This window comes from Vibrio sp. PID23_8 (assembly GCF_003584965.1).
Lineage (GTDB): Bacteria > Pseudomonadota > Gammaproteobacteria > Enterobacterales > Vibrionaceae > Vibrio.
In genome coordinates this window covers 1-25,266 of the sequence record NZ_LIXE01000005.1, presented here as the reverse complement: position 1 = coordinate 25,266, position 25,266 = coordinate 1, and the positions used below count along the sequence as shown (strand labels likewise).

Annotated in this window: 17 protein-coding genes and 2 pseudogenes; 5 read left to right on the top strand and 14 right to left on the bottom strand. The window is 45.4% G+C overall.

Annotated elements, in window-relative coordinates:
• Positions 1 to 2: 2 nt before the first annotated feature.
• The 3 genes from AK966_RS10470 to AK966_RS10460 all read right to left on the bottom strand — a co-directional run bounded on the left by AK966_RS10470 (position 3) and on the right by AK966_RS10460 (position 3,329).
• On the bottom strand, positions 3 to 854 hold the full coding sequence (locus AK966_RS10470; RefSeq protein ID WP_099079666.1) for a tetratricopeptide repeat protein: 852 nt from the start codon (positions 852 to 854) through the stop codon (positions 3 to 5).
• Positions 855 to 1,110: 256 nt separating this feature from the next.
• A complete protein-coding gene (locus AK966_RS10465) occupies positions 1,111 to 1,698 on the bottom strand; it encodes a bifunctional 2-polyprenyl-6-hydroxyphenol methylase/3-demethylubiquinol 3-O-methyltransferase UbiG (protein WP_119464097.1) in 588 nt (195 codons plus the stop codon).
• 113 nt (positions 1,699 to 1,811) lie between these two features.
• Positions 1,812 to 3,329 (bottom strand): phospholipase D family protein, encoded by a 1,518-nt coding sequence (locus AK966_RS10460; RefSeq protein ID WP_119464096.1) that lies wholly within the window; start codon positions 3,327 to 3,329, stop codon positions 1,812 to 1,814.
• Positions 3,330 to 3,937: 608 nt separating this feature from the next.
• Here AK966_RS10460 and AK966_RS10455 point away from each other — a divergent pair.
• The 3 genes from AK966_RS10455 to AK966_RS10445 all read left to right on the top strand — a co-directional run bounded on the left by AK966_RS10455 (position 3,938) and on the right by AK966_RS10445 (position 8,829).
• Positions 3,938 to 5,095: an efflux RND transporter periplasmic adaptor subunit gene (locus AK966_RS10455; RefSeq protein ID WP_099079669.1), complete on the top strand. Its 1,158-nt coding sequence runs from the start codon at positions 3,938 to 3,940 to the stop codon at positions 5,093 to 5,095.
• Between the two features lie 13 nt (positions 5,096 to 5,108).
• Positions 5,109 to 8,267 (top strand): efflux RND transporter permease subunit, encoded by a 3,159-nt coding sequence (locus tag AK966_RS10450; protein WP_099079670.1) that lies wholly within the window; start codon positions 5,109 to 5,111, stop codon positions 8,265 to 8,267.
• Positions 8,268 to 8,562: 295 nt separating this feature from the next.
• A complete protein-coding gene (locus AK966_RS10445; protein WP_099079671.1) occupies positions 8,563 to 8,829 on the top strand; it encodes a hypothetical protein in 267 nt (88 codons plus the stop codon).
• Positions 8,830 to 9,276: 447 nt separating this feature from the next.
• Here AK966_RS10445 and AK966_RS10440 read toward each other — a convergent pair whose 3' ends face one another.
• The 4 genes from AK966_RS10440 to AK966_RS10425 all read right to left on the bottom strand — a co-directional run bounded on the left by AK966_RS10440 (position 9,277) and on the right by AK966_RS10425 (position 16,250).
• A complete protein-coding gene (locus AK966_RS10440) occupies positions 9,277 to 12,378 on the bottom strand; it encodes an efflux RND transporter permease subunit (protein ID WP_099079672.1) in 3,102 nt (1,033 codons plus the stop codon).
• Positions 12,375 to 13,703 (bottom strand): efflux RND transporter periplasmic adaptor subunit, encoded by a 1,329-nt coding sequence (locus tag AK966_RS10435; RefSeq protein ID WP_119464095.1) that lies wholly within the window; start codon positions 13,701 to 13,703, stop codon positions 12,375 to 12,377. Before AK966_RS10435 ends, AK966_RS10440 begins: the two co-directional genes overlap by 4 nt.
• Positions 13,690 to 14,346, bottom strand: a complete 657-nt coding sequence (locus AK966_RS10430; protein ID WP_099079674.1) for a TetR/AcrR family transcriptional regulator — start codon at positions 14,344 to 14,346, stop codon at positions 13,690 to 13,692. Before AK966_RS10430 ends, AK966_RS10435 begins: the two co-directional genes overlap by 14 nt.
• Positions 14,347 to 14,666: 320 nt before the next feature.
• On the bottom strand, positions 14,667 to 16,250 hold the full coding sequence (locus tag AK966_RS10425) for a BCCT family transporter (protein WP_182852653.1): 1,584 nt from the start codon (positions 16,248 to 16,250) through the stop codon (positions 14,667 to 14,669).
• A 177-nt stretch (positions 16,251 to 16,427) separates the two neighbouring features.
• On the opposite strand from AK966_RS10425, the pseudogene AK966_RS10420 reads away from it, so the two are divergent.
• Positions 16,428 to 17,221: pseudogene (locus AK966_RS10420) on the top strand (glycoside hydrolase family 2 protein); the annotation flags it as partial.
• Here AK966_RS10420 and AK966_RS10415 read toward each other — a convergent pair.
• The 6 genes and pseudogenes from AK966_RS10415 to ppsA all read right to left on the bottom strand — a co-directional run bounded on the left by AK966_RS10415 (position 17,151) and on the right by ppsA (position 23,103).
• Complete coding sequence (locus tag AK966_RS10415) at positions 17,151 to 17,408, bottom strand: hypothetical protein (protein WP_099079675.1); 258 nt, start codon at positions 17,406 to 17,408, stop codon at positions 17,151 to 17,153. The pseudogene AK966_RS10420 and the gene AK966_RS10415 overlap by 71 nt on opposite strands.
• A gap of 136 nt (positions 17,409 to 17,544) precedes the next feature.
• Positions 17,545 to 18,771, bottom strand: a complete 1,227-nt coding sequence (gene gltS, locus AK966_RS10410; protein ID WP_099079676.1) for a sodium/glutamate symporter — start codon at positions 18,769 to 18,771, stop codon at positions 17,545 to 17,547.
• Between the two features lie 279 nt (positions 18,772 to 19,050).
• On the bottom strand, positions 19,051 to 19,203 hold the full coding sequence (locus AK966_RS20440; RefSeq protein WP_409119919.1) for a hypothetical protein: 153 nt from the start codon (positions 19,201 to 19,203) through the stop codon (positions 19,051 to 19,053).
• A gap of 9 nt (positions 19,204 to 19,212) precedes the next feature.
• Positions 19,213 to 19,569: pseudogene (locus tag AK966_RS10400) on the bottom strand (LuxR family transcriptional regulator); the annotation flags it as partial.
• Between the two features lie 202 nt (positions 19,570 to 19,771).
• Complete coding sequence (locus AK966_RS10395; protein WP_099079677.1) at positions 19,772 to 20,551, bottom strand: hypothetical protein; 780 nt, start codon at positions 20,549 to 20,551, stop codon at positions 19,772 to 19,774.
• Between the two features lie 182 nt (positions 20,552 to 20,733).
• Positions 20,734 to 23,103, bottom strand: coding sequence for a phosphoenolpyruvate synthase (gene ppsA, locus AK966_RS10390; protein WP_119464093.1), 2,370 nt, complete (start codon positions 23,101 to 23,103; stop codon positions 20,734 to 20,736).
• A 180-nt stretch (positions 23,104 to 23,283) separates the two neighbouring features.
• Here ppsA and AK966_RS10385 point away from each other — a divergent pair, with 180 nt between their 5' ends.
• Positions 23,284 to 24,117: a pyruvate, water dikinase regulatory protein gene (locus AK966_RS10385; RefSeq protein WP_099079679.1), complete on the top strand. Its 834-nt coding sequence runs from the start codon at positions 23,284 to 23,286 to the stop codon at positions 24,115 to 24,117.
• A gap of 88 nt (positions 24,118 to 24,205) precedes the next feature.
• Here the strand turns inward: AK966_RS10385 and AK966_RS10380 are convergent, their stop codons facing one another.
• A complete protein-coding gene (locus tag AK966_RS10380) occupies positions 24,206 to 25,123 on the bottom strand; it encodes a DnaJ C-terminal domain-containing protein (protein ID WP_099079680.1) in 918 nt (305 codons plus the stop codon).
• Between the last annotated feature and the right edge of the window lie 143 nt (positions 25,124 to 25,266).

Sequence of the window (25,266 nt, the reverse complement as noted above, 5' to 3'; positions counted from 1 at the left end):
TTTCACTGCTCGGGTAGATTGTTATTTAATAGCTGGTCGAAGCGATCATTACCGTGAAGTAGTTCAAGATCTTGTTCATCAGGTAATAGATCTCGGATTGATGGGCTCGCTTCTATCGCACGTTCCAGATCTTCTATTGCCTGCTCTTCAATACCGAGACGGGAATACGCACAGGCTCGTTGGTAAAGCGCTGGCCCATTGGTGTTGTCCACTTCAAGAACTCGGTTACATAAGCTTAATGCCCAGCGGTATTCTTTAATTTCCATCGCAGCATCGGCTTTATAGGTTAGCGCTTCTAAATCGCCAGGGCGAATCAGTAAGATATCATCGTAAATATCAATGCGCTGCTCTGGAGTTTGAGAGCTTTGTGCTCGTAGCCATAAGTTGTGGATTTCATTAATTTTTTCAATCTCTTTATTATTTTCACTGATGATACGAGTCTTACGTTTTAAATCACGTTCAAGTGCCAAGAATTTTTTCTCGTATTCTTGGGCGATCTTTTCTAAGCGCTTATCGGCCATTTCAGTGGTATTGTTTTTGAATTCACGGAGTGATTGCCAACCGACAAACGCAATTAAAGAGGCGACACCGGCAATGATGTAAAAGAAATACGTCACGGTCACATTCGCATAGTTTAATGACTTGTCGGCGACGGTTAACTCGCGGTCAGTGATTTCGACAATCATTCTCCGCTCTAAATCTTGTTGCTCCTGACGCAACGATTTGAGTTCATCGAGTATGTAACGTTCCATAAGCGGTCGGTCTAATAATTCAGACTCGGAATATTGCTCTTCTGACGCGAAAGTTTGGAAAGAGAGGAGGGCGGCGAAAAAAATGGCGATAGCTGTGCGCATAAAACGTCCTTTTGCGTCGGATTTGAGGATGAATCCTTGAAACCATAGCAAATCGAGATGTGGTTTAGCAAAAATCTCTCAAAAATTATTGTGTTATAAAGTATTGTGACTTATCCATGCCTTGTTCTTAGTTATGTGAATATGCTCTATTTACCTCAAGATGCATGGTTCAGCGAGCATAGACTTCCTTACCCGGAGTTCAGGGTATAAAAGCATCGGTATCATGGATACCCAATGCCTTTACTGAGGTCGATAATCAGCGTTTGACAGCAGTAACGCTAAAGACATGCCAATGCTTGTTGCTTCCTACGGCAGTGGTGCCGTCTTCATCTCGTTCATGAAACGTGGCAACGTCATAGTTCTCAAACAAGGTTTCGATTTGTTGTCTACTCAGGGCCGTTAAATTGGGATGCTGCTGTGAATCGACCCAAGAGTCTTTGATGCCAAGAAAATCACCACAAAATACCCCTCCGGGTTGTAATGAGGCGTCTATTTTTTTCCAGACCTGTGTGAAGTGTTCTTGTGGGCAGAAGAATAGGCTCGCACTGGCGATAAATAGCGTGCAGGATGGGTAGTCAAATTCAGCAAACTCCACCTGCTTAAACGTGTATTTCCTTATGCCTTCGAAGCGTTTTAAGCAAGCTTCAACGGCATTCGGGTGGGGATCGAAGGCGAAGACATCGAAACCTTGGCTAAGTAAAAAATGGGAATCTCTGCCAATGCCACAGCCTGCGTCAACGGCGATTTTGTCCGATAGTGAATGATGCTTTAGAGATTGCTCAACTTGCGGTCGGTGTGGTTGGGTCGCGATTTTTTTGTAGTATTCATTCCATTCGGCGGACATTGCGTTTCCTTTCTTGTTACGGCGAGTACGACGGATGTGTGAGTCGCTGTTTGTCGTTAGCCTAAACAATTTTGGATTTGAATGTCTGGTGTTTTAATCACAATGTGACCGAGTTAAAGCTGATCCTCAATGGGTAATATGCCAGAAAACCATGCGCCCATTTTTCGCCAAACACTCGCTTCAGGCTCGGAATGAAGTGTTTCACCCGTTGTGACATCTAGCCAAGCAATGTCACCATCCCTAAGTATTATCTGATAAGCGTTTGCTCTAAGTTGCTGTGGCAGTTGATGTAATGACTCTTGCACGTACTCAGGTTGTTCAATCACTACGGCCATTTCGGTGTTCAGTTCTGCTGAGCGGGGATCCCAGTTCATTGAACCGACAAACAAGGTATGCTCATCGATGAGCATGGCTTTGGCGTGCAAACTTGATCGGCTACTGCCTGTAAGACTCCATTTGTTTTTTATGCTTGCGCTGGCTTTGACTTCCCACAGCTGAATACCAGCTTCAACCAAATCTTTACGGTATTTTGCGTACCAGCCATGCACCGCAAAAACATCATTCGAAGCGAGGCTGTTGGTTATAATCGTGATATTGACACCTCGTTTCGCGGCTTCAGCTAGCGCTTTAGTGCCGGATTCGGTCGGGACAAAGTAAGGGGAAATCAGCACAAAGGAGTGCTCAATGCTTGCCAAAAGCTCGCTGAGATTGTCCACCAATTGGCTCTCTTGGGTTGCGATTTTATCTGGTAGATCAAACCAGACTCGGCCACGTCCCCAGTACAGCTTTAGTGTGCCTTGTTGCAATTTTTGGTAGAGCGTTAATTCTTTAAAGTTATAGGTGCCGGTTGAGAACTTTTCTTTTAATTGCAGTTTTTTTACTTGTGCTTGGATTATTTCATCGCTGACTTTTTCTGACCCAGGGACAATCCACTCCATTGGTATGGCATAGAGGCTGTTCCAGTATAAATCGAACTGATCAGCTGTTTGCTGAACGGTCTCTCCATAAAGCATTAAATCAAAGTCACCAAATTCAACGTTGGACTCAAAAGAAAAGTACTCATTACCAATGTTTCTGCCTCCAACAATGGCTGACACGCTATCGGCAATCAGAGCCTTATTGTGCATCCGGCGGTTTAAGCGTTCGAAGTCATTGGCAAAGGCAAACAGACGAGCGTCACGATATTGGTGCGGGTTGAACAGCCTGATTTCTATATTTGGGTGCGCGTTAAGTTCGGCCATACCAGCATCATTGCGTTTTTGCATATCATCTAATAAAAGGCGAATACGTACGCCACGTTGGGCGGCTTCGTATAGGCGCCATGTGATCAGTTGGCTCGTTTCGTCATTGCGGTAGATGTAGTACTGCAAATCCAAACTTTTCCCGGCGGATTCAATTAATGCAATTCGAGCAAGTAAGGCATCATGACCTTGATTAAGTGGGTAAAATCCCGTATTTGTCTTTGGTTCTCTATTGTCGCTTCCGAAAAATTTAGCGAGAGACGAGTCTTCTTGATAGCCGTATTGAAAGCTGGTGGATTTTTCACTTGGATCTCTCGGTTGAATGGATGAGCAAGCGGAGAACAGTATCAGCATAGAACCAAATAGCGCTTTCGAGAGAGAACGTAGCAATGCACACTTCCTTGTTGAAATGCAGTCTTACCTTTTGATTATATACTTAAAGTCACTTGGTGAGATATCAAGATGTCATTTTGGTAACAAGCGGAGGTGTGACTGAATTGGAGTTTTGACGTGAGTGAGCAAGAGCCCAAAAGTGGTCTTTGGATCGAGTATTGGTTTATTTTCAGACGGACAATATCATTTTTTTTAGTTATGTATCACGTAGGAGTGGTCAATATCACTAATAATTGGCGGTAATTACTAATAGTGAACTGCAATAAATTCAGTTATCGTTCTAAGTTGCTGAATTTAAATAAATAAGCTATTGGCATACCCCTTGCGTATAAAGTCTGAGTGTAATTGAGAGTTACTTGCGCAGATGGTTAATTATTTGTTAATTTTACAGGTTATCTACTGTTCATCGTTTTGTGATTGAAGTTCACAAACTAAGTGTCAGTGCGGCTCTCTTATAAAATTGTCTATTTCAGATGCAGCTATCTCACCGATTGTTCACGGGGATGAGTGGTCAAGTTTTTGAGCGGAACGCTCTTTGACAAGGTTGAACGCTTAATCACAATGTGGGACAGGTAGGTGAATACAACAATAAAAAAGGATTTTTGATGTTAACAAAACCAGTATTACGTTGGCTTTTACCCCTCGTCGTCGTTGGTGGCTCTTATGCGGGTTACGCGGCGATCGCGGCGACGGCCCCAGAAAAAGAGTCGATGAAAACCCCAGTCACTGAGCCAATGGTGCAAACTTCTTCTCTTTTCCCAACTGACCATAAGGTTGTCATCACGAGTCACGGCGAGATGGTTCCTTTCGAAAAAACGCACCTTGCAGCGCAAGTCAGCGGTGAGGTGGTCAGTTGGCACCCCAACTTTGTCACGGGCGGAATCGTTAAACGCGGCGAAGTGTTGTTCACGATAGAAAGTGACAATTATGAGGCTGCGGTATTACAAGCTGAAGCCGGGTTAGCAAGTGCTCGTGCGAAGTTAATTGAAGAGCAAGCGAAAGCTGAAGTTGCTAAGCGACAAGCAAAAAAACTCAGCGACAAACAGGTGACGGACCTTTATTTACGTGAGCCCCAAGTGCTGAGTGCACAAGCTCAGGTCAAATCAGCACAAGCAGCACTTAAGCGTGCTAATCGTGACTTAGACAATTGTGAAGTGATCGCTCCATACGATGCGTTAGTCGTAGAGCGTGAAATTGGTGTTGGTCAATATGTGTCTTCAGGAACGCGCGTCGCAACGCTGAATAATATCGAAGTGGCGGAAATTCATGTGCCGATTGCGGGTTTCGATAGCGCCTTTCTGCCAGAAGCCATCGATGATCTTGATGCTACGGTTACTCAGCAAGGGATTTTATCCACGACACGTGAAGGTAAAGTTGTTCGTGATTTGGGCATGATCGACAGCGCAACGCGTATGATCAATATGGTGATTCAAGTTCAAGATCCTTACGGTTTGAATAACAGCCAAGCACCGATTAAATTTGGCTCTTACGTCGAGGTTAGGTTTACGGGTAAAGAGCTCAAACATATCTATCGCCTTCCTCAAGAGTTGGTGAAAAACCGCACGGTGTGGGTGGTTAACGGTGAAAATGAGCTTCAGCCTCGTGTGGTCAATGTACTTCGTGCTGAAGGGGAGTTTCTGCTCGTTGGTGAAGGTTTAGAGCAATCTGATAAGTTGGTTCTGACACTGCCAGAGTACCCACAGAAAGGTATGGTTGTCCAAGTCGCAAAAAAGAATAACGACTCCGAAACCGTCGTGCAGTAAGTAGGAGTCAATCATGGAAGAGACTAAACAAAAGGGCATCATTGCCTACTTTGCCAATAACTCTGTGGCAGCGAACTTGTTGATGATGTTCATTATCATTATGGGCATTGTGAGTTTCATATTCATCCAGCGCCAGATGTTTCCGAATATCGAAATTAACTACATCAACGTGCGTGCGGCTTATCCGGGGGCTTCTCCTCAAGAGATCGAAGAGAGCATTTTGGTAAAAGTCGAGGAGTCGATCAAAGATGTTACGGGTATCAAAAAGACCGTTGCGCGTGCTTCTCGAGGTAGTGCTCATGTGTCGATTGAAGTTGACGTGAATGCAGACATTAAAGACGTTCTTGATGACATAAAACAACGTATCGACACCATTTCTAACTTGCCAGCAGGCATGGAACCGATGAACGTCTACCAAGCGGAATGGCGTCAGGAAGTGATAGAAATGAGTTTGGTGGGAGATAGACCACTTGAAGAACTCAAGCCGATCGCTAAGCAAGTTGAAGATGAGCTATTGCAACTGAACAACGTCATGCTAGTGGAGTTAAGCGCACCGGAAGAAGAGATTGCTATTGAGGTCGATCCTTTGATCTTACGTAAGTATGACCTCACGCTAAATGACATCAGTAATGCGATTCGTCGCTATTCGGCTAACTTTTCTGCGGGTGAGGTAAAAACGAATTCAGGTATGATCGCGGTTCGTATTGAAAACCAGTACTACCGTGGCGATGAGTTCCGTAACATTCCCGTTAAGTTAGGCGCGAATGGTGCGAAGGTGTTGCTGCAAGATATTGCAACGATCAAGGACGGTTTTACTGAAGAGCAGCGTTACTTTGAGTATTCCGGGCAAAACGCGGTTTACATGGCAGTGAAAGCGACCCGAGATCAAAATATTATCCCAGTGGCGGAATCGGTTCATCACTATATTGAGGCGAAGAATAAAACACTCCCAGATGACATGCAGCTCAAAATTCTTGTTGATATGACCTATTACCTTAATGGTCGCCTCGACATGATGTTGAAGAACCTATTGCAAGGTGCTGCATTGGTAGCGATCATGCTGTCTATCTTCTTGCGTTTCCGTTTGGCGATGTGGGTCATGGTCGGTCTCCCTGTGTGTTTCCTTGGTGCGGTTATGCTGATGCCTGCGCTCGGAATTACGGTGAACATCATTTCGTTGTTTGCTTTTATTATGGTGCTTGGCATTGTCGTTGATGATGCGATCGTTACTGGTGAAAGTGCTTACAGTGAAATTGAGGAAAAAGGTGGTGGTGTTGATAATGTGGTTCGCGGCGTTAAACGAGTGGCAACCCCGGCGACGTTTGGTGTTTTAACCACTATTGCGGTATTCGCACCATTTTTGCTTTCAAGCGGCATTGATGGCGCCTTCTTTTACGGCATCGCTGGCGTCGTGATTCTGTGTTTGATCTTCAGCTTAATTGAATCGAAATTGATTCTGCCTGCCCACCTAGCACATACCAACTTTCAACCCATTCAACCTGGCAGTTGGCGTGAGCGCTTCAACCAGCGTTTCTTTGGTTTCGTCAATGGTCCTTATCGTCGTTTTGTGACGCTTTGTACGCACTGGCGTTGGACGGTATTTGCGGTCTTTTGTGGTTTGTTGCTCGTCAGTGCAGCGTTGGTAAATTCTAACCATGTTCGTGTTATCCCAAATCCAAAAGTACCAACGGATTTCCCGGCGATAACGATCGAAATGAACGATACGGTATCAAGTGAACAGACCATCAGTGCGCTAAAAACCATTGAGGGAGTGATGCAAGATATTGAGGCTCAGACCATCAATGAACACGGCCAAGGGATGATTCGGGATGTGCTTTCTTACAATCGTAGTCGCACTGAAGGTCGAATTCTTGTCCCGTTAGTCGATGAGGAACTGCGTCCATTCAATACCTTTGAACTTGCAAGGCGCTGGCGAGAAGCAATGCCAGTGATCCCGGGGATGAAGAGCTTCAAAATCCGTGAGCAAAGTGGTGGTGGCGGTGATCGTGATGAATTTGGTTACTTGTTGTTTGGCTCAGATATTAGTGAGCTCAACGAAGCGGGTCGCTATTTGATTGATCGCTTACAGCAAGAAGAAGGTCTGTACGATGTCTCCTCTTCTATTGATTCTGGCAGCAAAGAAGTTCTACTTTCCCTTGCGCCCGTCGCGTACGATCTTGGTTTGGATCTCACAATAATTGCAGAGCAAGTGGGTGGGAGCTTCTATGGTGGCGAAGCGCAGCGAATTATTCGTGACGGCGAAGAGGTCAAAGTGATGGTTCGTTATCCACAACTGACTCGAGAAGCATATTCATCGTTGCGTTATGCGGTGATCACCACACCCGCAGGCAAGAAAGTAATGCTTGGTGATGTGGTTAACATCAGTGAACAACCCGGTGTGAGTACCATTCGTCGTGAAGGCGGTTATCAGACAGTTTATGTTTATGGCTCGATTGATGAAGCGTTGGTTGAACCGCAAGAAGTGGTTAAGATCATCGATAAGAATATCTTGCCAGACCTTCAGAAAGTGTACCCAAACGTAAAAACGGAATTAGGTGGTGATATTGAAGAGCAGGCCGCCCAGCGTAATGAACAGATCATATTCTTTATCGCCGGCATGATCATTGTGTACATCTTGTTAGCGGTACCATTGAAGAGTTACACCCAACCGTTGATTGTCATGTCCGTCATTCCATTTAGTTTAACGGGTGCGATTTGGGGGCACTTCTGGTTGGACATGGATATCAGTATGATGTCGACTTTTGGCCTGATAGCCGCCGCAGGCGTTGTTATTAATGATTCATTGGTCATGACTGATTACGTCAATCAAGTTCGAGAAAAGGGCATGAGCATCAAACAAGCAGTCGTAGAAGCGGGGTGTGCGCGTTTTCGTGCGATCACACTAACGTCTATTACCACTTTTGCTGGTGTATTGCCTATTATGTTCGAAACCAGTTTGCAAGCTCGCTTTGTTATCCCGATGGCGGTCGCACTAGGCTTCGCGGTGTTGTTTGCAACCGTACTTACTTTGATTTTGGTACCGTGTTTGTATTTGATGTTGGAAGACATAAAAAATATTTTCCGCGCGACCAAGCGCTTCTTTTCGCGAATTATCAAAAAGCTTGGGAAAGAAGAATCGGATGCTATTGGCAAAGAAAGCATACAAAACTAGCCGCTAGCTCCTTACAGAGTTACCCAGTTTTCCAAAGCAGCCTTTAGGCTGCTTTTTTATTGGTGGTAAGCGAGTCAGTAAAGACGGTCTATACTATAAGCGGTATGAATGGATAGTTATTCATGAATTTCGCTGGTTAATTTAACGCCTATAGTGTGAAATTCGCCATCAAGGATGTTGGCAAAAATCACTGATAAAGGTAAATTATTGATATTTAAGGGGTAAAAAAGTTGGCACTCTATGTGCAAAGTATAAAGTGCAACCCAATGAACTGCTAACCCTTAAGGAGCTTACTATGCAAAGCGTATTTCTTTCTACTCTAGGTCTTATTGCTGTAATGTCATCACCAATCGCTACTGCTAACACTCTAGACAGAGATGAGTGGAGTGCAGATTTGCGTCAAGAATTCAAAACGATGAAGCATGAGGCCGTTGCGGACATTCAACAAATGAACATGGATGCTATCGATGAGCGTGACGAGCGTATTGTTAAGCATATTAAAGAACAGCAAGCACAATTGGCAAAGATCAAGTGCCAAGAGGCAGAGGCGAGTAAGTCGTAACCTCTGAAGAATGCGTTTCTGATTTGGTTGCAAGGAAGAGTGACCAATGAGGACGTATCCGATACGAGTTCAACTTTAGATAGCAGTAAACGTTGACCTTGTTGCTCTGTTTGCCAGCCGAATTGGGGCTGGCTTTTTTGTGCGCCACTTGGGGTGTAGCCAGAAAAAGCCCGTGAAGCACAACCTTCACGGGCGAAAAAGGGCACCATATCCGGTGTCTATTCATTTTTGGTGGTGTTCGTTCTTATTTTTATAATGCAATCGCTAATGATTCTGTTGGCATAAATGCATTGGTTATATAACTTTTAACACCTGCATTTTTTTCATATTTCTGTATAGGCCAACACAGCCCTTGCCTAATGGTTAATTAATCGTGTTTAACCTTAACTCTAAACAACATAGAGCGACGGAAACGACGCTGTTTAGATAAGGGCGCTTGTGCTACGGCTAGATTTCTTCGTGCTTATGAACTAATCCAAAATCCGCCAGGATGGCGTAAGCGGCCGGGATCATAAATAATACAAGTAGTGTTGATGCAAAAATACCAAATACGATCGATATAACTAGGGGCTGGATCACTTGTGCCTGTAAGCTAGTTTCCGTCAGCAGAGGTAACAAGCCTGCCGCCGTTGTCATTGAGGTTAGAAATACGGCTCTAAAACGTTCACGGCTCGCTTTTACTACGGAGTCATGAACGCTATCGCCTTCATCTATGTGGTGCCGAATGTACTGCACCAACAGAATAGAATCATTAACCACAATACCTGCTAGGGAAACAAAGCCCATCATGCTTGGCATACTGAGCGAGTGTCCGAGTAGTATGTGCCCCCACACCACGCCAATGAAAGCCAATGGGATCGCAAGCATGACAACAAAAGGTTCGAGGTAGCTACGGAACTGATAACTTAGTATCGCGAAGACACCAAACAAACCGAGCAAAAAACCTTTACCCATCGAGGTCCCAGTTTCTGCAGTATCTTTTGCTTCACCCTCGAAATCAAAACGTAACCCAGGGTATTTTTGCATTAACTTCGGTGCTTCTTGTTGCTGGAATTGGCGAATGATGGCGGTAGAGTTGACTTTAGTATTGTCGGTATCCCCAAAAACGCTGATGGTACGAAGGCCATCAATGCGTTGAATACGAACATAATTACGCTGGAAATCTAGCGTGGCGATGGTCGCTAATGGAATCTGGCTCCCATCTGATAAGAAAATGGGGAAGTTTGCCAATTGCTGTAAATCGCCGGCTTGAATCTTATCAAGACGGACCTCGATTGATATATTTTCGACCCCAACTTGTATTTCATCTGCGGTTTGGCCAAAGAACGCTGCCCGAAGTTGGTTGGCAATCAATTGGCCATTGATCCCATATGTTTCTGCTCCCGGGCGTAATTTAACTAATACTTCTTCTTTACCCATACGCATGTCATCCAAAATGCCGTGCACACCTTCAAACTCATTCAGGTATTGTTGAATATCAATGGACGCGGCTTTCAGCGATTCTAGATCATCATGTTTCGCGCGGATCTCTATTGCTCTTCCTCCAGGCCCCATTGTGGGTTGCTTGAATACCAGAGAAATAGGATCGGCAAGTTCACCGATGTCTTCGCGCCATGCCGTAATGAAATCATCGATGAGAGTGTTACGGCTTTCTGCTCCTAACAAGTCGAGGCGTACTGTCGCAATGTGTGGGCCTGACTCATTGGCGTCGGCATTGGTGTTAAACTGACGGGTAATGTGTAAAACCAGTGGAGTGCCATTTTCGACGTTCTGCGTCCACTCTTTGTCCAGTTTTTGCGCGGATGCGACTATCTTATCTACCACAGCCTCGGTTTGAGATAGTGAGGAGCCCGGGGGAAGAATAATACGCGCCTCTGCGATATCACCATCAAGCTCAGGAAACGGTTGGAACTTGAGCATGCCACCAATTAACGTTGAGGCTGAAATCAATAATAAAGTGATGACACCGCCCATAAAGCCATAGCGATATACAATTACTTTGTCGACAGCATTTACTAAGGTTGTATTACGGAAGTTCTCAAAACGTTCCAGCAGTTTTTGCTTAAATTTAGCGGTCGATTTGTCTTGCTTTTGTTTGTGTAGTGAGTGTGAAAGGTGATTTGGCAGAATCAAAAACGCTTCAATCAAGCTAAGCGTTAATACCAATATCAACACTTGCGGCACAGCCTTGAGTACGGCGCCCATCTCGCCGTCTAAGAACAGTAAACTGCCAAAGATACATACCGTGGTTAAAAAAGAGGACATTACACCGGGGAGTACCTTTTTCACCCCGTTAATGACCGCATTGTCTATGTCATCCCCACGGTCAAGGTGGGAGGCAATGGATTCCGCTATCACAATGGCGTCATCCATCATAATACCGATCGCCATAAGAAGACCGACCAAGGACATAATATTAATGGATAGTCCTAGCTGCGCCATTAAGAATAAGCCTCCCAAAAAGGCAACGGGTAATCCTGCGGCAACCCAGAAGGAATAGCGAAAGCTGAAGAATAGCCACATAGTGGCAAACACTAATACAATACCCTGCCAACCATTCTTCACCATCATGGTTAGGCGATCCCAAAGAACGGAAGAGAGATCGTTGGTGAGTTGTAGCGTAACACCATCAGGGGCAATGGCTTGTTGTTCCTCGACAAATTGAACCACGCGCGCTTTGATTCTAAGCGCGTCATCTTCTTTGTTTTTACTCACTTTAAGTAGTGCGGAAGGATGACCATCAAAGAGGATCTTTTGTTCATCTAACTCAAAACGGTCAGTAATGGTTGCGATATCTCGTAGGCGAATGATGGAACCATTTGGCCCAGAGCCGACGACAATCGTTTCCAGTGCTTCGGGGGTAATACGCCGTTCATCAAAACGGATCAGAAAGTTCTTGTCCGGCGTTTCAACATTACCACTAGGGAGTTTGACGTTTTGACGCCCAATTTGCGTCGCAATATCACCCACACTTAGCCCTAGTTGACGAATGGCTTGTGTATCCAGTTCTATGCGATATTGGTGATCGGAAAAGCCTGCAACGTCAACAAGGGAAACGTCATAATCACGCTTTAACGTCCGTTTAAGCTGCTCGGCGTAGTCTTTCAGCTCCGGCCAAGTGGTATTTGCGGTAATCGCGACATCAACGACAGGCTCATTCCAATCCAACTCCTGCACCATGGGGGATTCAATCTCCTGAGGAAAGTCATTAATTGAATTGATTTGAGTTTGCACATCGACCAGCATGCGTCCGATATCGGCTTTCTCATTTAACTTTAAGATCAAACGAGCGGAGCCTTCAATGGCCTCACATTGCGTTTCTTCAATATTGGCCAACCCGTCGACGGCATCTTCCATGCGCACACAGATACTTTCTTCTACTTCTTGCGGGGATGCGCCAGGGTAGACCACGCCAGCCATGATATAAGGTGGGTCAAATTCCGGAAAGGTTTCTCGCTTGATGGTAGAGAGAGAAGAGATACCCAAGACCAGCAGCGTCAACATCAACAAGTTTGCGGCAGTAGGGTGTTTGACGAAGAATCGAATCATAAATCAGACTCCTCGATAACCGCTTCAGACTGCTGTGGCGCTTCTTTCAATAACATGCCGTTGATCGCAGGCAATAAGTCATTAATGATCAACTTTTGCCCTTGCTCTAGTTCACCATCAATCACGACTTGGTTGTCACGACGATAAAGTATTTCAACGGTAACGACTTGCAGTCGGTTATCTTCGCCCATGAGATAAATCTTATCACCATGAAGCGCACGCTCTGGGATCACCCAACTTGGGTTTTCCTGACCTTCAATACGCGCTTGAACAAACATGCCATTGACGAGAGGCGGTGCAGAAGTCGGGGTCAGCGATCGATAATCTTGCTGGATTTCTAAGATGACGCCTGCAGTGGCTTGACTGGGATCGACGGTTTCACTGATTCGTGCCACTTTGGCTGGCCAGTGAGCGGAGAGATTACCGCTGTTGAGTTCAATAAACGCATGGATAGATTCGGTATCCGGTTGTGGTATGCCTGATTCATCACGGGTAAACTCGCCAATGCTAGCGGCCAGAGTTTGCATATCATGGATCGAAAGCTGTGCTTCCACTTCCATGATATCGATGCCATGAGCTATCACCATAATCTGTTGTAAATTAACAACTTGATTTTGCTCGATATCGACTTCTGCGATACGCAAATCGTATGGCAAGTGAATGAGGGTTTTATCCAACGAGCGCTTTGCTTCATCGACTTTGGATGCGTTTACTTTTACGAGGGCTTGGGCGACTTTTTTCTCATCTGGCATTAGGCCAATTTGATTCTCAATATCCAAAACCAACTTGCGTTGTGATAGTGCGATTTGCTGTTGTTGATCGACATCCGATTGAGATGTTAGCCCTTTCTTACGTAAATTCTGCTTACGCTCGAGTTCCTTATTTGCGATTTTGAGTCGATTAGCTTCAATCTTTAATGTTGCTTTAAGGTTGGCTTCTTCCTGATTCAACTTTGCGAGGGAGGTTTGCGCCGATTTGAGATCGGCTTGCGCTTGAACTAGCTTGAGTTCGTAATCAAGAGGGTCGATACGAAGGATTTCAGTACCAGATTGCAGTACTTGACCTTTTTCTAAGCGTGGGTGACGGTAAACCACTTTTCCCGTGACTTCCGCGATGGCTTTCCATTCGACTTTTGGTGCTACTTTGCCAAATCCGATCGCAACGGGGGCAATGGCTTGGAGTTCCAACGGAATGGTTTCCACCAACCTTGCTCTGTCTCTAGTAGGTTTTACTGGCAGATCTGGCTTGAGGTTAATAGCGAGAAACAGAATGATGATCCCGACCCCAAGAGCAGGAAAGAACAGCAGCTTTTTATTCATTTTCATAGCGGTCGCCCGAGTCTAGAAATCCGTGTTTCATCAGTTGTATGTTGTGCTCAAACAATCGGTTGAGAAAGTCCTCGTTAAGTTCAATACCGTGGATAGCAAGCAGTGCGGGTGGTGCCATAAATGGGAACACCATTAAGCTAATGTAAGAGACACGACAGAGTTTTGGATCGGCGTCTTTACGCAGTACGCCACTATCAACCAATTTGTCGAACAGGATCCCTTGCATCGGCTGGCTAATGTCAGCAAACACTTTCTCTAATAGCTTACGTTGAGTGTCTGAAGGAGGCATATGCATGACTTGAGAAATCAAGCGTGGGAACTGTGGCACCTTGATCATTTCGCGATAGTAGGTGCGCATCAAGTCGAGGAAGTTTTTTTCGCTGCTATCGGATACCAAAGCCTGCATTTGCTTTTGCATCGGCGATAGCGTCTCACGCAACATGGTTTCGAACAGCCCTTCTTTGTTGCCAAAGTAATATCGAATCATAGCGACATTGACTCCGGCTTTTTTCGCGACAAGTCGCGTGGAGACCTTATCATAAGCCATGATAGTGAACAGTTCCCTGGCGTGATAAATGAGCTTCTCACGTGCATCGATTTGGTTGGTGGGTCTACCTGCCCGCCGATACGCTTGTGTCACTGCTGATCCTCAAGATATTAAACGTATGATTAATTATAAGACGCTGATTTTCTATACGACATGCGAAAAATTAATCATTATTTAATCAAGTGATTAATTTTGTGACACCAATGAAAAGCGTAGTGAAGTCACGCACTTTATTTTGAATTTATGCGTTGTAACCCACTTTGGTTGGAGTAACCAAAGATTCCCGATCGCACGCTTTCGTCGTGACCACGAATGGTACCAATAGTGTCAGAGATCGTTCAAATAGGCATTTTGGGGATGTTTGAGGGGATATAACAAGAGCCCAATCAAGGGCTCTTGTTCGTTTGAGTGGGTTAAATCAAACCTTGCTCTTTCGCCATGTGATTTGCGATGCTCGGCGCTTTCCAGATGCTAGGCAGCAAAATGAAAGACACCGGAACTGCGGTAATCACGATAAAAGATTGCAACGCAGATATACCGCCAGAACCCATTGAAATCAGAGCAATAGCGACAACCCCCATCATGATTCCCCAGAAGGAGCGAATCACCGCATCTGGCTCTGTTGAACCCGTCATCACCACACTGATAGTGTAGGTCATTGAGTCACCGGTGGTGACGATGAACGTGGTGGTTAGGACCAAGAACAAGATAGAGATGATCATTGGGAATGGTAGCTCAGAGGTAATGGCGAGCAGAACCGCAGGTAGGTTAAAGCCTTCGAATGCTGAAGAGATTAATCCTGGATTCTCCAATTCAAATGCTAAACCGCTACCACCCACAATGCTAAACCAGAAACAAGTGATGAGCGGTGCTGCGATACTAATTGACAGGATCATTTGTCGGATTGTGCGACCACGTGAGATGCGTGCGATAAAAATCGCCATCATTGGACCATAGCCGATAAACCAGCCCCAGAAAAACACAGTCCACCAACTTAACCAACCAGTGTCACCACGATAGAGCGCCATCGGGAAGAAGTTGTCTACCATGCGACCCACACCTTGAACATAACCATCTACGATGAAGCTGGTTGGGCCGAAAAATAGAATGTAGCCAATTAAAGCAACTGAAAGAACGATGTTGTAACGGCTTATTATTTGGATACCTTTACTAACACCACTTAATGCAGAGAGGGTATACATAAGAATCGCCACGGTAATAACGAAACTTTGAGTTGTGAAGCTGTCGGGTAAGCCAAACAGAGAGTTAAGTGCGTAACTGATTTGAAGCCCTAAGAAACCAATTGGACCTATTGTTCCCGCAGCGACAGCGATGATGCTACAGGCGTCGGCGACATCACCAATCCAGCCTTTGATCGCTCTGTCACCAAAAATTGGGTAAAGCAAGGTGCGAGGTTTGAGCGGCAAGCCTTTATCATAATGCAGGTGCATCAATACCACCGAAGAAAGGCAACCTAGGATTGCCCATGCTAAAAAGCCCCAATGCATGAAAGATTGAGAAAGCGCATTAATTGCGGCCGTTTTAGGAGAAGCTTCACCAAACAGTGGTGGAGCAGAAACAAAGTGGGCAATAGGCTCAGCGGCCGCCCAGAAAACACCACCGCCAGCAAGTAGCGTGCAGAGCACGATCGATAACCACTTAAAAGTGTCGATTTCTGGTCTCGCTAAACCACCCAAACGCACGTAACCAGTACGACCGAGAGCGATAGCCAAACCAATAAGAAAGTTGAGAAGAAGGAGAACTTGCCAAAAGGCACCGAAATATTGAGTGGCGTAACTAAAGCCAGCGTTGACCATTTCAGTCAGAGATTGCGCGTTTATAAGTGCGAGTAAGACAAACAAACAGAGGAAGCTTCCACTTAACCAAAATACAGGGTTAGTGAGTTCAAGACGTTTTACGAGGGATGGGGGATGAATGGCAGAATAGTCTGCTTCCTGAATAGGAGCATGAGAGGCGGTATTCGTCATATTTGACATAATTACTTCGCTTTTTAGGGCTCGGAAGCCGTGCATTTCCCTCACACTATTTACATTAAAAAGTGTGAGGATGTTCAAAAAGCCGCTGATGGTAACATGAAACTGATACATATATAACCGCCGTTTCACGATTCACCTCTGATTGTCAGGCAAGTGATTGATTTAACAAAGAGACTTTTCCTCCGTTTCCCTGCGGGGTTTGAGCCGATGCTGTATTTGAGCCAAGTGCAACAAGTGATGGCAATAAAAACCGCGTTCGACCATTGGCGTACGATTTATCCTGTATGCCGTGGCATGTTGTATTGGCAGCTCAACGATAACTGGTCAGTGAGTTCGTGGTCGAGCTTGGAATACAGTGGCCGTTGAAAGCCGCTTCATTACCATGCTAAACGCTTTTTTGCTCCGCAGTATTTGGTGTGCTCAGAACGCACAGGCGTACTGAGCTTACATCCTCTGAATGACGCCAAGGTGGCAGTGAGTGTAGATGCGAAGCTGCAATGGGTTAGCTGGCAAGGTGAAGTGAAACAGTCTTGGCAGTTAGAACAAACGGTCTTTCCGGATAGTAATACTATTGTTTGGCAACTGGATGAAGATGTTGATGCGCATGAACTGAAAACTTTACCACTGGAGAAGGCTCATATTGAAGTGAGTAGCGAGGGAAGCCAAATTACATTGATGGCAGATAAGCCTGCTTTCTTTGTCCATTTAGGATGTGATGCCGATGGTAATTCAATGATTCTAGTTTCACTTTGTTGACGAACAAGCCTGTGACAATGGAGTTTTTGGTTTGTGAGGTTACTGAGATGGCAGCCTCTCTTCGAGTTGCAGTAACGGCGACAATCAAAAAAGGGAGCAATCATGGCTCCCTTTGTTATCTCATTTTTTCCAAGTTTCGCAAATTTAGTGCTTCAACTTGTTGTGTATTCGGTAACCTAGCACGTAGCCAAGGTAGAACAGTGCAACAAGCGTAATGATGGCTGCAACATAAGCAAGGATATGATTCAGCCCGAGCCCAAATGCAAGAGTGAAGGCAATGCCGTTTATCGCCTCCATTGGAATGTTATACCAAGCAGAATGTACCGTTGAACCGAATAAAATCAAAGTGCTCAATAAAACGATTGTGCCGCCAAGCAAACCTGCCCATCTGCTGCTGTTCATGTTTATCTCTACCGTTACCAACTACGTAACAAAATATTTCAGGGGGAGTATTATACTACTTACATTGGGGTAAAGTGTTAGCACTATTTTAATAATTTATATTCAAGTATTTTTACTATGCTTAGGTATTTTCATTTTAACTTATCAAACTAATAAAGTACGGGATGATAAGTGCGTTAGCTAAATCTATGAAGAAGGCGCATACCAAAGGAACAATAATGAAGGCTTGATGCGAGTTACCGTATTTTTTTGCCACAGCAGACATGTTCGCCATCGCCGTTGGTGTCGAACCTAATGAAATCCCGCCAAAGCCAGAGCACACAACAGCAGCATCGTAGTTCTTTCCCATGAGTGGGAAAACAACGAAAATCGCAGTGCATATCGCGACCAAAAATTGCGCGCCGAGAATGATGAAAATTGGCCCTGCCAAATCGACCAATGCCCACAACTGCATGCTCATTAATGACATTGCTAGAAAAGCGCCGAGCGCCATGTCGGCGATCAGGGCAACGGCCGGTTTTCTAGCGGGCCAGCGTGTACCCGTTATGCGCGGATAAGAAGTAGGAACGATATTGGACATTAGAATACCCGCAAACAGACAGGTCACAAAGAGTGGCAGCTCTAGACCTAGGCTACTTACCCCTTCATTTAATATGGCACCTAGAATAATACAAACGTGAATGGCTAACATTGCATCTAGGAAGTCATAGGCGTTAATGGCAACTTGTGATTCATCTTGTCCAGTCCCCACATCCATTTCTTCCACTTGCTCAGGTTTGAGGTTGTGCTTATTAATTAGATGCTTGGCGATAGGTCCACCCATAAAACTGGCAAGAATCAACCCAAAGGTCGCACTTGCGATACCGATTTCCATCGCAGTGTTAAGATCGAAGATCTCTGCAATTCTTGGTGACCACGCGATCGCCGTTCCGTGCCCGCCAATTAAAGAAACTGTGCCGCTTAATAGTCCAACAGCTTCAGGCTGATCTAACATAGTCGCAATACCGATACCGGTAAGGTTTTGCACCAGCATGTAGCCGATGGTCACAGCCAGCAGGATGAGTAGAGGCTTCCCACCTTTGAATAAGTCTTGCAGGCTTGCATTGATACCAATAGTGGTAAAGAAGTACACCAGTAAAAGATCACGAGTTGCGAGGTTAAACTGTACATCGATTTGGGCAACATAGTGGAGAATAGTAAAAAGGACGGACACCAGTATTCCGCCAGAAACGGGCTCAGGAATACTGAACTCTCTCAAGAAGTTACTGGCCTGAGTCAGACGTTTACCGAGGAATAATACGATGATCCCCAAAGTAACCGCCAAGAAAGACTCGACTTGTAACACGCCATCAATGAAATCCATACTTACTCCTGTTATGGGTGATGTGCAGAGTTTGTGCACTTATTTATTAACCATAGTAACTTGTTTGTACAGCATCCAATTGCGTTTTGATGAATTTGAACTAAGTCGGGTTGTGGGTAAAAATTTGACGGGTAGTGGGTAGTGGGTAGTGGGTAGCGGCTAGATTTGAGGTTTGCTATGAATATTCGGCCCGGTTCCCAAAAAGGTTAGCGCGCTGTGCTTGCGGTTTGCCTTTACTCTCTTTGTCTTGTGCTTCAATCACTGCAATCTCATCGCAGCTTAAGAAGGAGTAATAACGCAAGAAGTGGTGAACATCGGCATTTCCGCAGACAACCAGAATTGGTAGAAGGCGTAAGGTGAGGTTTTACTTGGATCCAACCAGACTGCACCATCTTCAGTTTTGCCAAACTTAGTGCCATCAGATTTGGTAATGAGTGGTCAGGTTAGTCCGAAGAACGGCTCGCAGTAGGCTTGGTAATCGAGATCGTTACGCGTGACGTTTTTGCCCATCACATCTTTGAGCGTAAAGAGGCCTTGTTCTTTTTTGGTGTTAAGCTTCTGATAAAACGGGTCGTTTTGAAAAGAGGTGGTGAGATAACGTTGGAACAGTAGCTCGCGCTCATTCTCAATCGAATCATACAGATAGATAGGGTGTTTACCTACACGATAACCAAGGATCACTGCGCAATCAAAACTCAATATGGAACCAATGACACGCATCAGTTTCGGCGTGAAGCTTGGTGAGTTAAGGGCAAAAATTGTCTCTGCAAGCTGAGTGTTGAACGCGTCGTTAGGCATGGTGATTCGAGAGTTCGATAAAGGTTGGGGTAAGCATAACGCGATTGGCTATTGTCCCAAAGTAATCCGCAATTTCGTTGCTAAAGCAACATGGTGAGTATGGTGGCGTACTGTATGAGATTCCTAGTCTCACTTAGGTTCGTGGAATGACGGTAAAAGGGAGCGTATCGCTCCCCATAAATAAACCATTGTGTCCGAAAAGTTACTGTGAATCGGTCAGCTCTTTATTGACCCAGTATTTTGAGCCAGAAAAGTTTGCATCAACCAACAATCCTGTGGTGTTGAGTTGATAGACTGCAACGCCGCTGTTGAATTGCGCTGTCATTTCTTCGCCGTCCGCGCCAGCAACTAAAGAGGCTTCGCTCGATGCTTCCCAGCCTTCTTCAACAAAGGTGTTGAAGTCTTTTTCTTTCTCAAACAGCACCACTTGTTGGTAGAACTTACCACCAACGCCAAACGCAACACCAGCACCAAACATGTTCATGTAAGTGCGTTTGTCGGTCAATTTGTTAACCGCAACTCCGGAGCCTGAATTCGTGTGAAACATCAGCGACAGTTTGCGAGAATCAAACACCGCATAGCCGTAAGCTTTGTCGTAAAGCATTTTGGCTTCAGGTTTCTCGTTAAACAGTTTGAGTAGAGTGCTATCCGCCATGAGGTCAATCGCTTGGCGAGCCTCTTCTGGTGTGTCGCCCTCCATCAGTTCATCGATTTTTTTGTCTGCGGCATCTATCCATTCTTTACTGGTTTCGATGCTGGCATCGGTCCATTCACCTGCGGTATTAATCGCTTCTTCAGACCAATTGGTGAAATCTTGCCAAGCCTGTTTGGAGAACTCTTTGGTGCTATCCCAAGTCTCTTTTGCAGTATCAGATACGGCATCTCCTAGGTCTGAGAGGCTGTTCGAGATGTCATCCCAGTCAGCATAAGCCGGAGAAGTGAGCAAAGTTAAGGCAGTGATAAGAGCAAGAGACTTTTTCATATATCCGTTCTTTTATGAAATAGGATTGTTTTTATTTTAGGTGAAAAAGCGAAAGGGGGAGTACGAAAGGAAGGCATAGCTTGGGATTCAGTCACGAACTCACATTACTTTGACATGGAGAACAAAGAAAAAGCCCTCAAACCGGAGCTTGAGGGCTATGTCATTGACTAGGGAAGAGTGGCTTATTTACACACGTTGCCTAGCTTTAACCACGTATCGATAACCGTATCTGGGTTTAGGGAAACAGAGCTGATACCTTGTTCCATCAACCATTCGGCTAGGTCATCGTGGTCTGATGGGCCTTGACCACAGATACCCACGTATTTACCTGCTTTGGTTGCCGCATCAATGGCCATTTGTAGCATGGCTTTTACCGCAGGGTTACGTTCGTCGAATAGGTGGGCAACATCACCTGAGTCTCGGTCAAGACCAAGGGTTAGCTGAGTCATGTCGTTTGAGCCGATAGAGAAGCCGTCGAAGTACTTCAAGAACTCATCTGCCAGAACCGCATTGGATGGCAGTTCGCACATCATGATCACTTTTAGGCCGTCATCGCCACGTCGTAGGTCGAACTTCGCCAACAAGTCGATAACCGATGCTGCTTCGCTTGGCGTACGTACGAATGGAATCATGATTTCAACGTTTTTCAGACCCATCTCATTACGAACGCGTTTGATTGCCTGGGTTTCTAACTCGAAACAGTCTTCAAACACTGGAGAAATGTAGCGAGACGCACCACGGAAGCCCAGCATTGGGTTCTCCTCATGGGGTTCGTAACCTTTACCGCCAACCAAGTTGCTGTACTCGTTCGATTTGAAATCAGACATGCGAACGATGACGCGTTTTGGCCAGAATGCAGACGCAATCGTCGCGATGCCTTCTGTTAGCTTGCTGACGTAGAAATCGATTGGGCCTTTGTAACCACGGATACGCTCTGTGATTTCTGCTTTTAACTCATCGCGTTGCGCATCAAAGTTCAGCAGTGCTTTAGGGTGAATACCAATCATCTTGTTGATGATGAATTCAAGACGAGCAAGACCCACACCTTCGTTTGGAATCTGAGCGAAGTCGAATGCTCGGTCTGGATTACCCACGTTCATCATGACTTTGGTTGGTAGCATTGGCAGTTCATCAACGGCAGAGCGTTTCACTTCGAACTCCAACTCACCTTGGTAAACGCAGCCTGTTTCGCCTTCAGCACACGACACCGTAACCGTCTCACCGTCCGTCAGCTTGCTAGTGGCATTGCTACAACCGACGATTGCTGGAATACCAAGTTCACGAGCGATAATGGCAGCGTGACAAGTCCGCCCCCCACGGTTCGTGACGATTGCCGAAGCCTTCTTCATCACGGGTTCCCAATCAGGGTCAGTCATGTCAGTTACCAGCACATCGCCTTCTTGCACTAATGACATTTGGTCTAGAGAGTCAACCAAGCGAACAGGACCTCTCCCGATACGCTGACCAATCGCACGACCTTCGACCAGTACGTCCGCTTTGTTGCTTAGCTCGTAACGTTCAATCACGTTTTGCTCGCTTTGAGAACATACTGTCTCTGGACGTGCTTGCACGATGTAAAGCTTGCCGTCGATGCCGTCTTTTGCCCACTCAATGTCCATTGGACGCTGGTAGTGCTTCTCGATGATCATCGCTTGTTTGGCGAGCTCTTTGATCTCTTCGTCATTGAGTGAGAATGCATTGCGCTCATCTGCTGATGTATCAATGATGTCTACTTGCTTGCCGATCTCTTGGCTGTTTGAGTAGATCATCTTGATCTGTTTAGATCCGAAGGTCTTCTTAACGATTGGGTGTTGACCCGCCTCTAGCATTGGCTTGTGAACGTAAAATTCATCAGGGTTAACCGCGCCCTGAACCACCATTTCACCCAAGCCCCAAGAAGAGGTGATGAATACGACTTGGTCGAAACCAGATTCCGTATCTAGGGTGAACATAACACCAGAAGAGGCTTTGTCCGAGCGCACCATGCGCTGAATACCCGCCGATAGCGAGATGCCACGGTGGTTAAAGCCTTGGTGTACACGGTATGAAATTGCACGGTCATTGAACAGAGAAGCGTAAACGTGCTTAGTTGCTTCTAATACTGCATCAATGCCTTTTACGTTTAGAAACGTCTCTTGCTGACCAGCAAATGAGGCGTCCGGTAGATCCTCTGCGGTTGCTGACGAGCGCACTGCAACAGAAATCTCAGGGTGGCCTTCAGTCAGCTCTCGGTAATTGTCACGGATATCTTGCTCTAGATTGGCAGGGAATGGGGCATCTAATACCCATTGTCGGATATTGGCACCTGTCTTACGCAGCGCTTCTACATCTCCAACATCCAGTTCATCAAGCAGTTGATGAATGCGCTTATCTAACCCTTCGTGATCGAGGAATTGATTAAACGCATAGGAGGTAGTGGCAAAACCGTTGGGAACAGAAACACCAACATTGGCTAGGTTAGAAACCATCTCACCAAGTGAAGCGTTTTTACCGCCGACTTTGTCGACATCATCCATGGATAGACCATTGAACCAGAGGGTGTTCTTTTGCATGTTTTTTCTCCAGAAACATTGCAGCTTTTGTAGGGGGACTTAAAGGCAAACGTTTACGCTCTGGTTGAAAAAAATGTGAAATAAATTTCAAACCTGTGGTGAACGTAATTGAAAGTTGAACTTATTTGTTAATATTATATTGATTATCCTAGTCAAGTGGTTTTGAAAATCTAAATACAAATGCAAATTAATAACCAAAGTCGTGATGTATTCTATGTTTCTGACGGAACAGCCATAACATGTGAAACGCTTGGGCATGTTGTTTTGGGCCAGTTTCCTTTCATCCCTAACGAAAAAGCCTTCCCATTTGTAGAAAGCGCAGACAAAGTGGCCGATGTAGTCAAAGAAATAGAAACTTCCTACCAGCGCAATGGTGTTAAACCATTAGTGTTTTTCTCAATAGTGCTGCCTGATGTTCGTGAAATACTTCGAACAGCCCCTGCCTATTGCTATGACGTACTGGAGAGTATCGTACAAAAAGTTCAGGACGATACTCAAATGGAGCCTCAACCTAAATTACAGCGCTCCCGTAGCGTAGGGAAAGATTCTGACACCTACTTTGATCGTATTGCTGCTATCGAATATACACTGGCACATGATGATGGGATTACTCTAAAAGGATTAGAAGACGCAGATATTATTCTGCTTGGCGTGTCGCGTAGTGGCAAGACGCCAACCAGTTTGTATATGGCGATGCAGTTTGGCTTGCGAGTGGTCAACTACCCGTTTATTGCGGAAGACATCAAGTTGATGCGGTTGTTACCAGAGTTTGAAATTCATCGTCACAAATTGTTTGGTTTGACGATTAATCCTGAGCGTTTAACTGAGATTCGAGAGAATCGCATGTCGGGCAGTGAGTACGCCAGCACTGAGCAATGTAAGCTTGAACTTGATACGGTCGAAGCCCTGTTTAGGCGAGAGGCGATCCCTTACATCAACACTTCGTCTTTGTCGGTAGAAGAAATTACCACGCGGATCATGGAAAGGGCGGGAATGAAGCGTCGTTTGTTCTAGTCTGTCAGTTCCGATGTCACGAGTTACAAGATAAATCGTGACATCGAGACGGGCAACTAGGTTCGCAAGTTTTGTGGGTGAACCTCGCTTAAAGTGTCGCCTTGAACTGTTCTAGCAGATCTTTTTGTGTGACAGTAAGGTTGGTTGGGGTATCAACATGCAGCGTTACGATTAAGTCGCCAGTGACACCTTTACGGTTTTTCACGCCTTTGCCCGTCATTTTAAATTTACGACCACTTTGAGACCCGGCAGGGACTTTGAGTTTGTAGCGGCTATCTAAGACTTGGATTTCGACTTCGCCACCTAGTGCAGCATTGACCATGTCAATATGAGCGGTACACAACAGGTTATCTTTTTCTCGTTTTAGAAAAGCATGATCACGAGTATTGATAACTAGTAGCAGATCACCGTTTGGTCCTCCATTGATGCCAGGAGCCCCTTTGTTAGAGAAACGGATTTTTTCACCATCTCGAATGCCTGGTGGGATCTTAACATTGATTTTTTTCTGTTCGCCATTAACTGGCAACTCAACGATTTTCTCCGTACCTTGAATGGCATCGACAAAATCAACCGTTAAGGTGAATTCGTGATCCTGCCCTTTGCTTGGTTGAGATCGTCCACCTCTAGTTTGAGAGAAAATATCATCAAAGCCGCCAAAGCCACCGGAGCTTCGGCCAAACCCACCAAAGCCTTGACGGCCGAACGCACCACCAAAGATATCTTCAAATCCACCAGACTGATAATGCCCGCGACCATCGTGGTGACCTTTGTCACTCGAGCCTTGAAAAGCGGCGTGGCCAAATCGATCATATTGCTGACGTTTCTCGTCGTCAGTTAAGATTTCGTAGGCTTCTTTTATCTCTTTGAACTTTTCTTCTGCTGTTTTATCTCCCGGGTTTTTATCGGGATGGTATTTCATTGCGAGTTTTTTATAGGCTTTCTTGATGTCTTTGGTTGACGTATCTTTAGGAATACCCAAAACCTCGTAATAATCTCGTTTGGACATATTCACCGCTTATTCTAATTTTGTTTTGATCGAAAAGAGGGCGTAAGAGTTACCCCAAACGCCCGCATATACAAGTCTTATCGACACTAGGCGACCTAGACAGCCTAGTTAACAAGGTTTATTTCTTGTCGTCTTTAACTTCT

Excerpts from the sequence above, each read along its gene's own strand:
- AK966_RS10380 (WP_099079680.1), bottom strand. The coding sequence starts at position 25,123 with ATGTCCAAACGAGATTATTACGAGGTTTTGGGTATTCCTAAAGATACG.
- AK966_RS10455 (WP_099079669.1), top strand. The coding sequence starts at position 3,938 with ATGTTAACAAAACCAGTATTACGTTGGCTTTTACCCCTCGTCGTCGTT.
- ppsA (WP_119464093.1), bottom strand. The coding sequence starts at position 23,103 with ATGCAAAAGAACACCCTCTGGTTCAATGGTCTATCCATGGATGATGTC.
- AK966_RS10465 (WP_119464097.1), bottom strand. The coding sequence starts at position 1,698 with ATGTCCGCCGAATGGAATGAATACTACAAAAAAATCGCGACCCAACCA.
- AK966_RS10395 (WP_099079677.1), bottom strand. The coding sequence starts at position 20,551 with ATGAAAAAGTCTCTTGCTCTTATCACTGCCTTAACTTTGCTCACTTCT.
- AK966_RS10440 (WP_099079672.1), bottom strand. The coding sequence starts at position 12,378 with ATGATTCGATTCTTCGTCAAACACCCTACTGCCGCAAACTTGTTGATG.
- AK966_RS10385 (WP_099079679.1), top strand. The coding sequence starts at position 23,284 with ATGCAAATTAATAACCAAAGTCGTGATGTATTCTATGTTTCTGACGGA.
- AK966_RS10435 (WP_119464095.1), bottom strand. The coding sequence starts at position 13,703 with ATGAAAATGAATAAAAAGCTGCTGTTCTTTCCTGCTCTTGGGGTCGGG.
- gltS (WP_099079676.1), bottom strand. The coding sequence starts at position 18,771 with ATGGATTTCATTGATGGCGTGTTACAAGTCGAGTCTTTCTTGGCGGTT.
- AK966_RS10470 (WP_099079666.1), bottom strand. The coding sequence starts at position 854 with ATGCGCACAGCTATCGCCATTTTTTTCGCCGCCCTCCTCTCTTTCCAA.
- AK966_RS10450 (WP_099079670.1), top strand. The coding sequence starts at position 5,109 with ATGGAAGAGACTAAACAAAAGGGCATCATTGCCTACTTTGCCAATAAC.
- AK966_RS10445 (WP_099079671.1), top strand. The coding sequence starts at position 8,563 with ATGCAAAGCGTATTTCTTTCTACTCTAGGTCTTATTGCTGTAATGTCA.
- AK966_RS10425 (WP_182852653.1), bottom strand. The coding sequence starts at position 16,250 with ATGTCAAATATGACGAATACCGCCTCTCATGCTCCTATTCAGGAAGCA.
- AK966_RS10415 (WP_099079675.1), bottom strand. The coding sequence starts at position 17,408 with ATGAACAGCAGCAGATGGGCAGGTTTGCTTGGCGGCACAATCGTTTTA.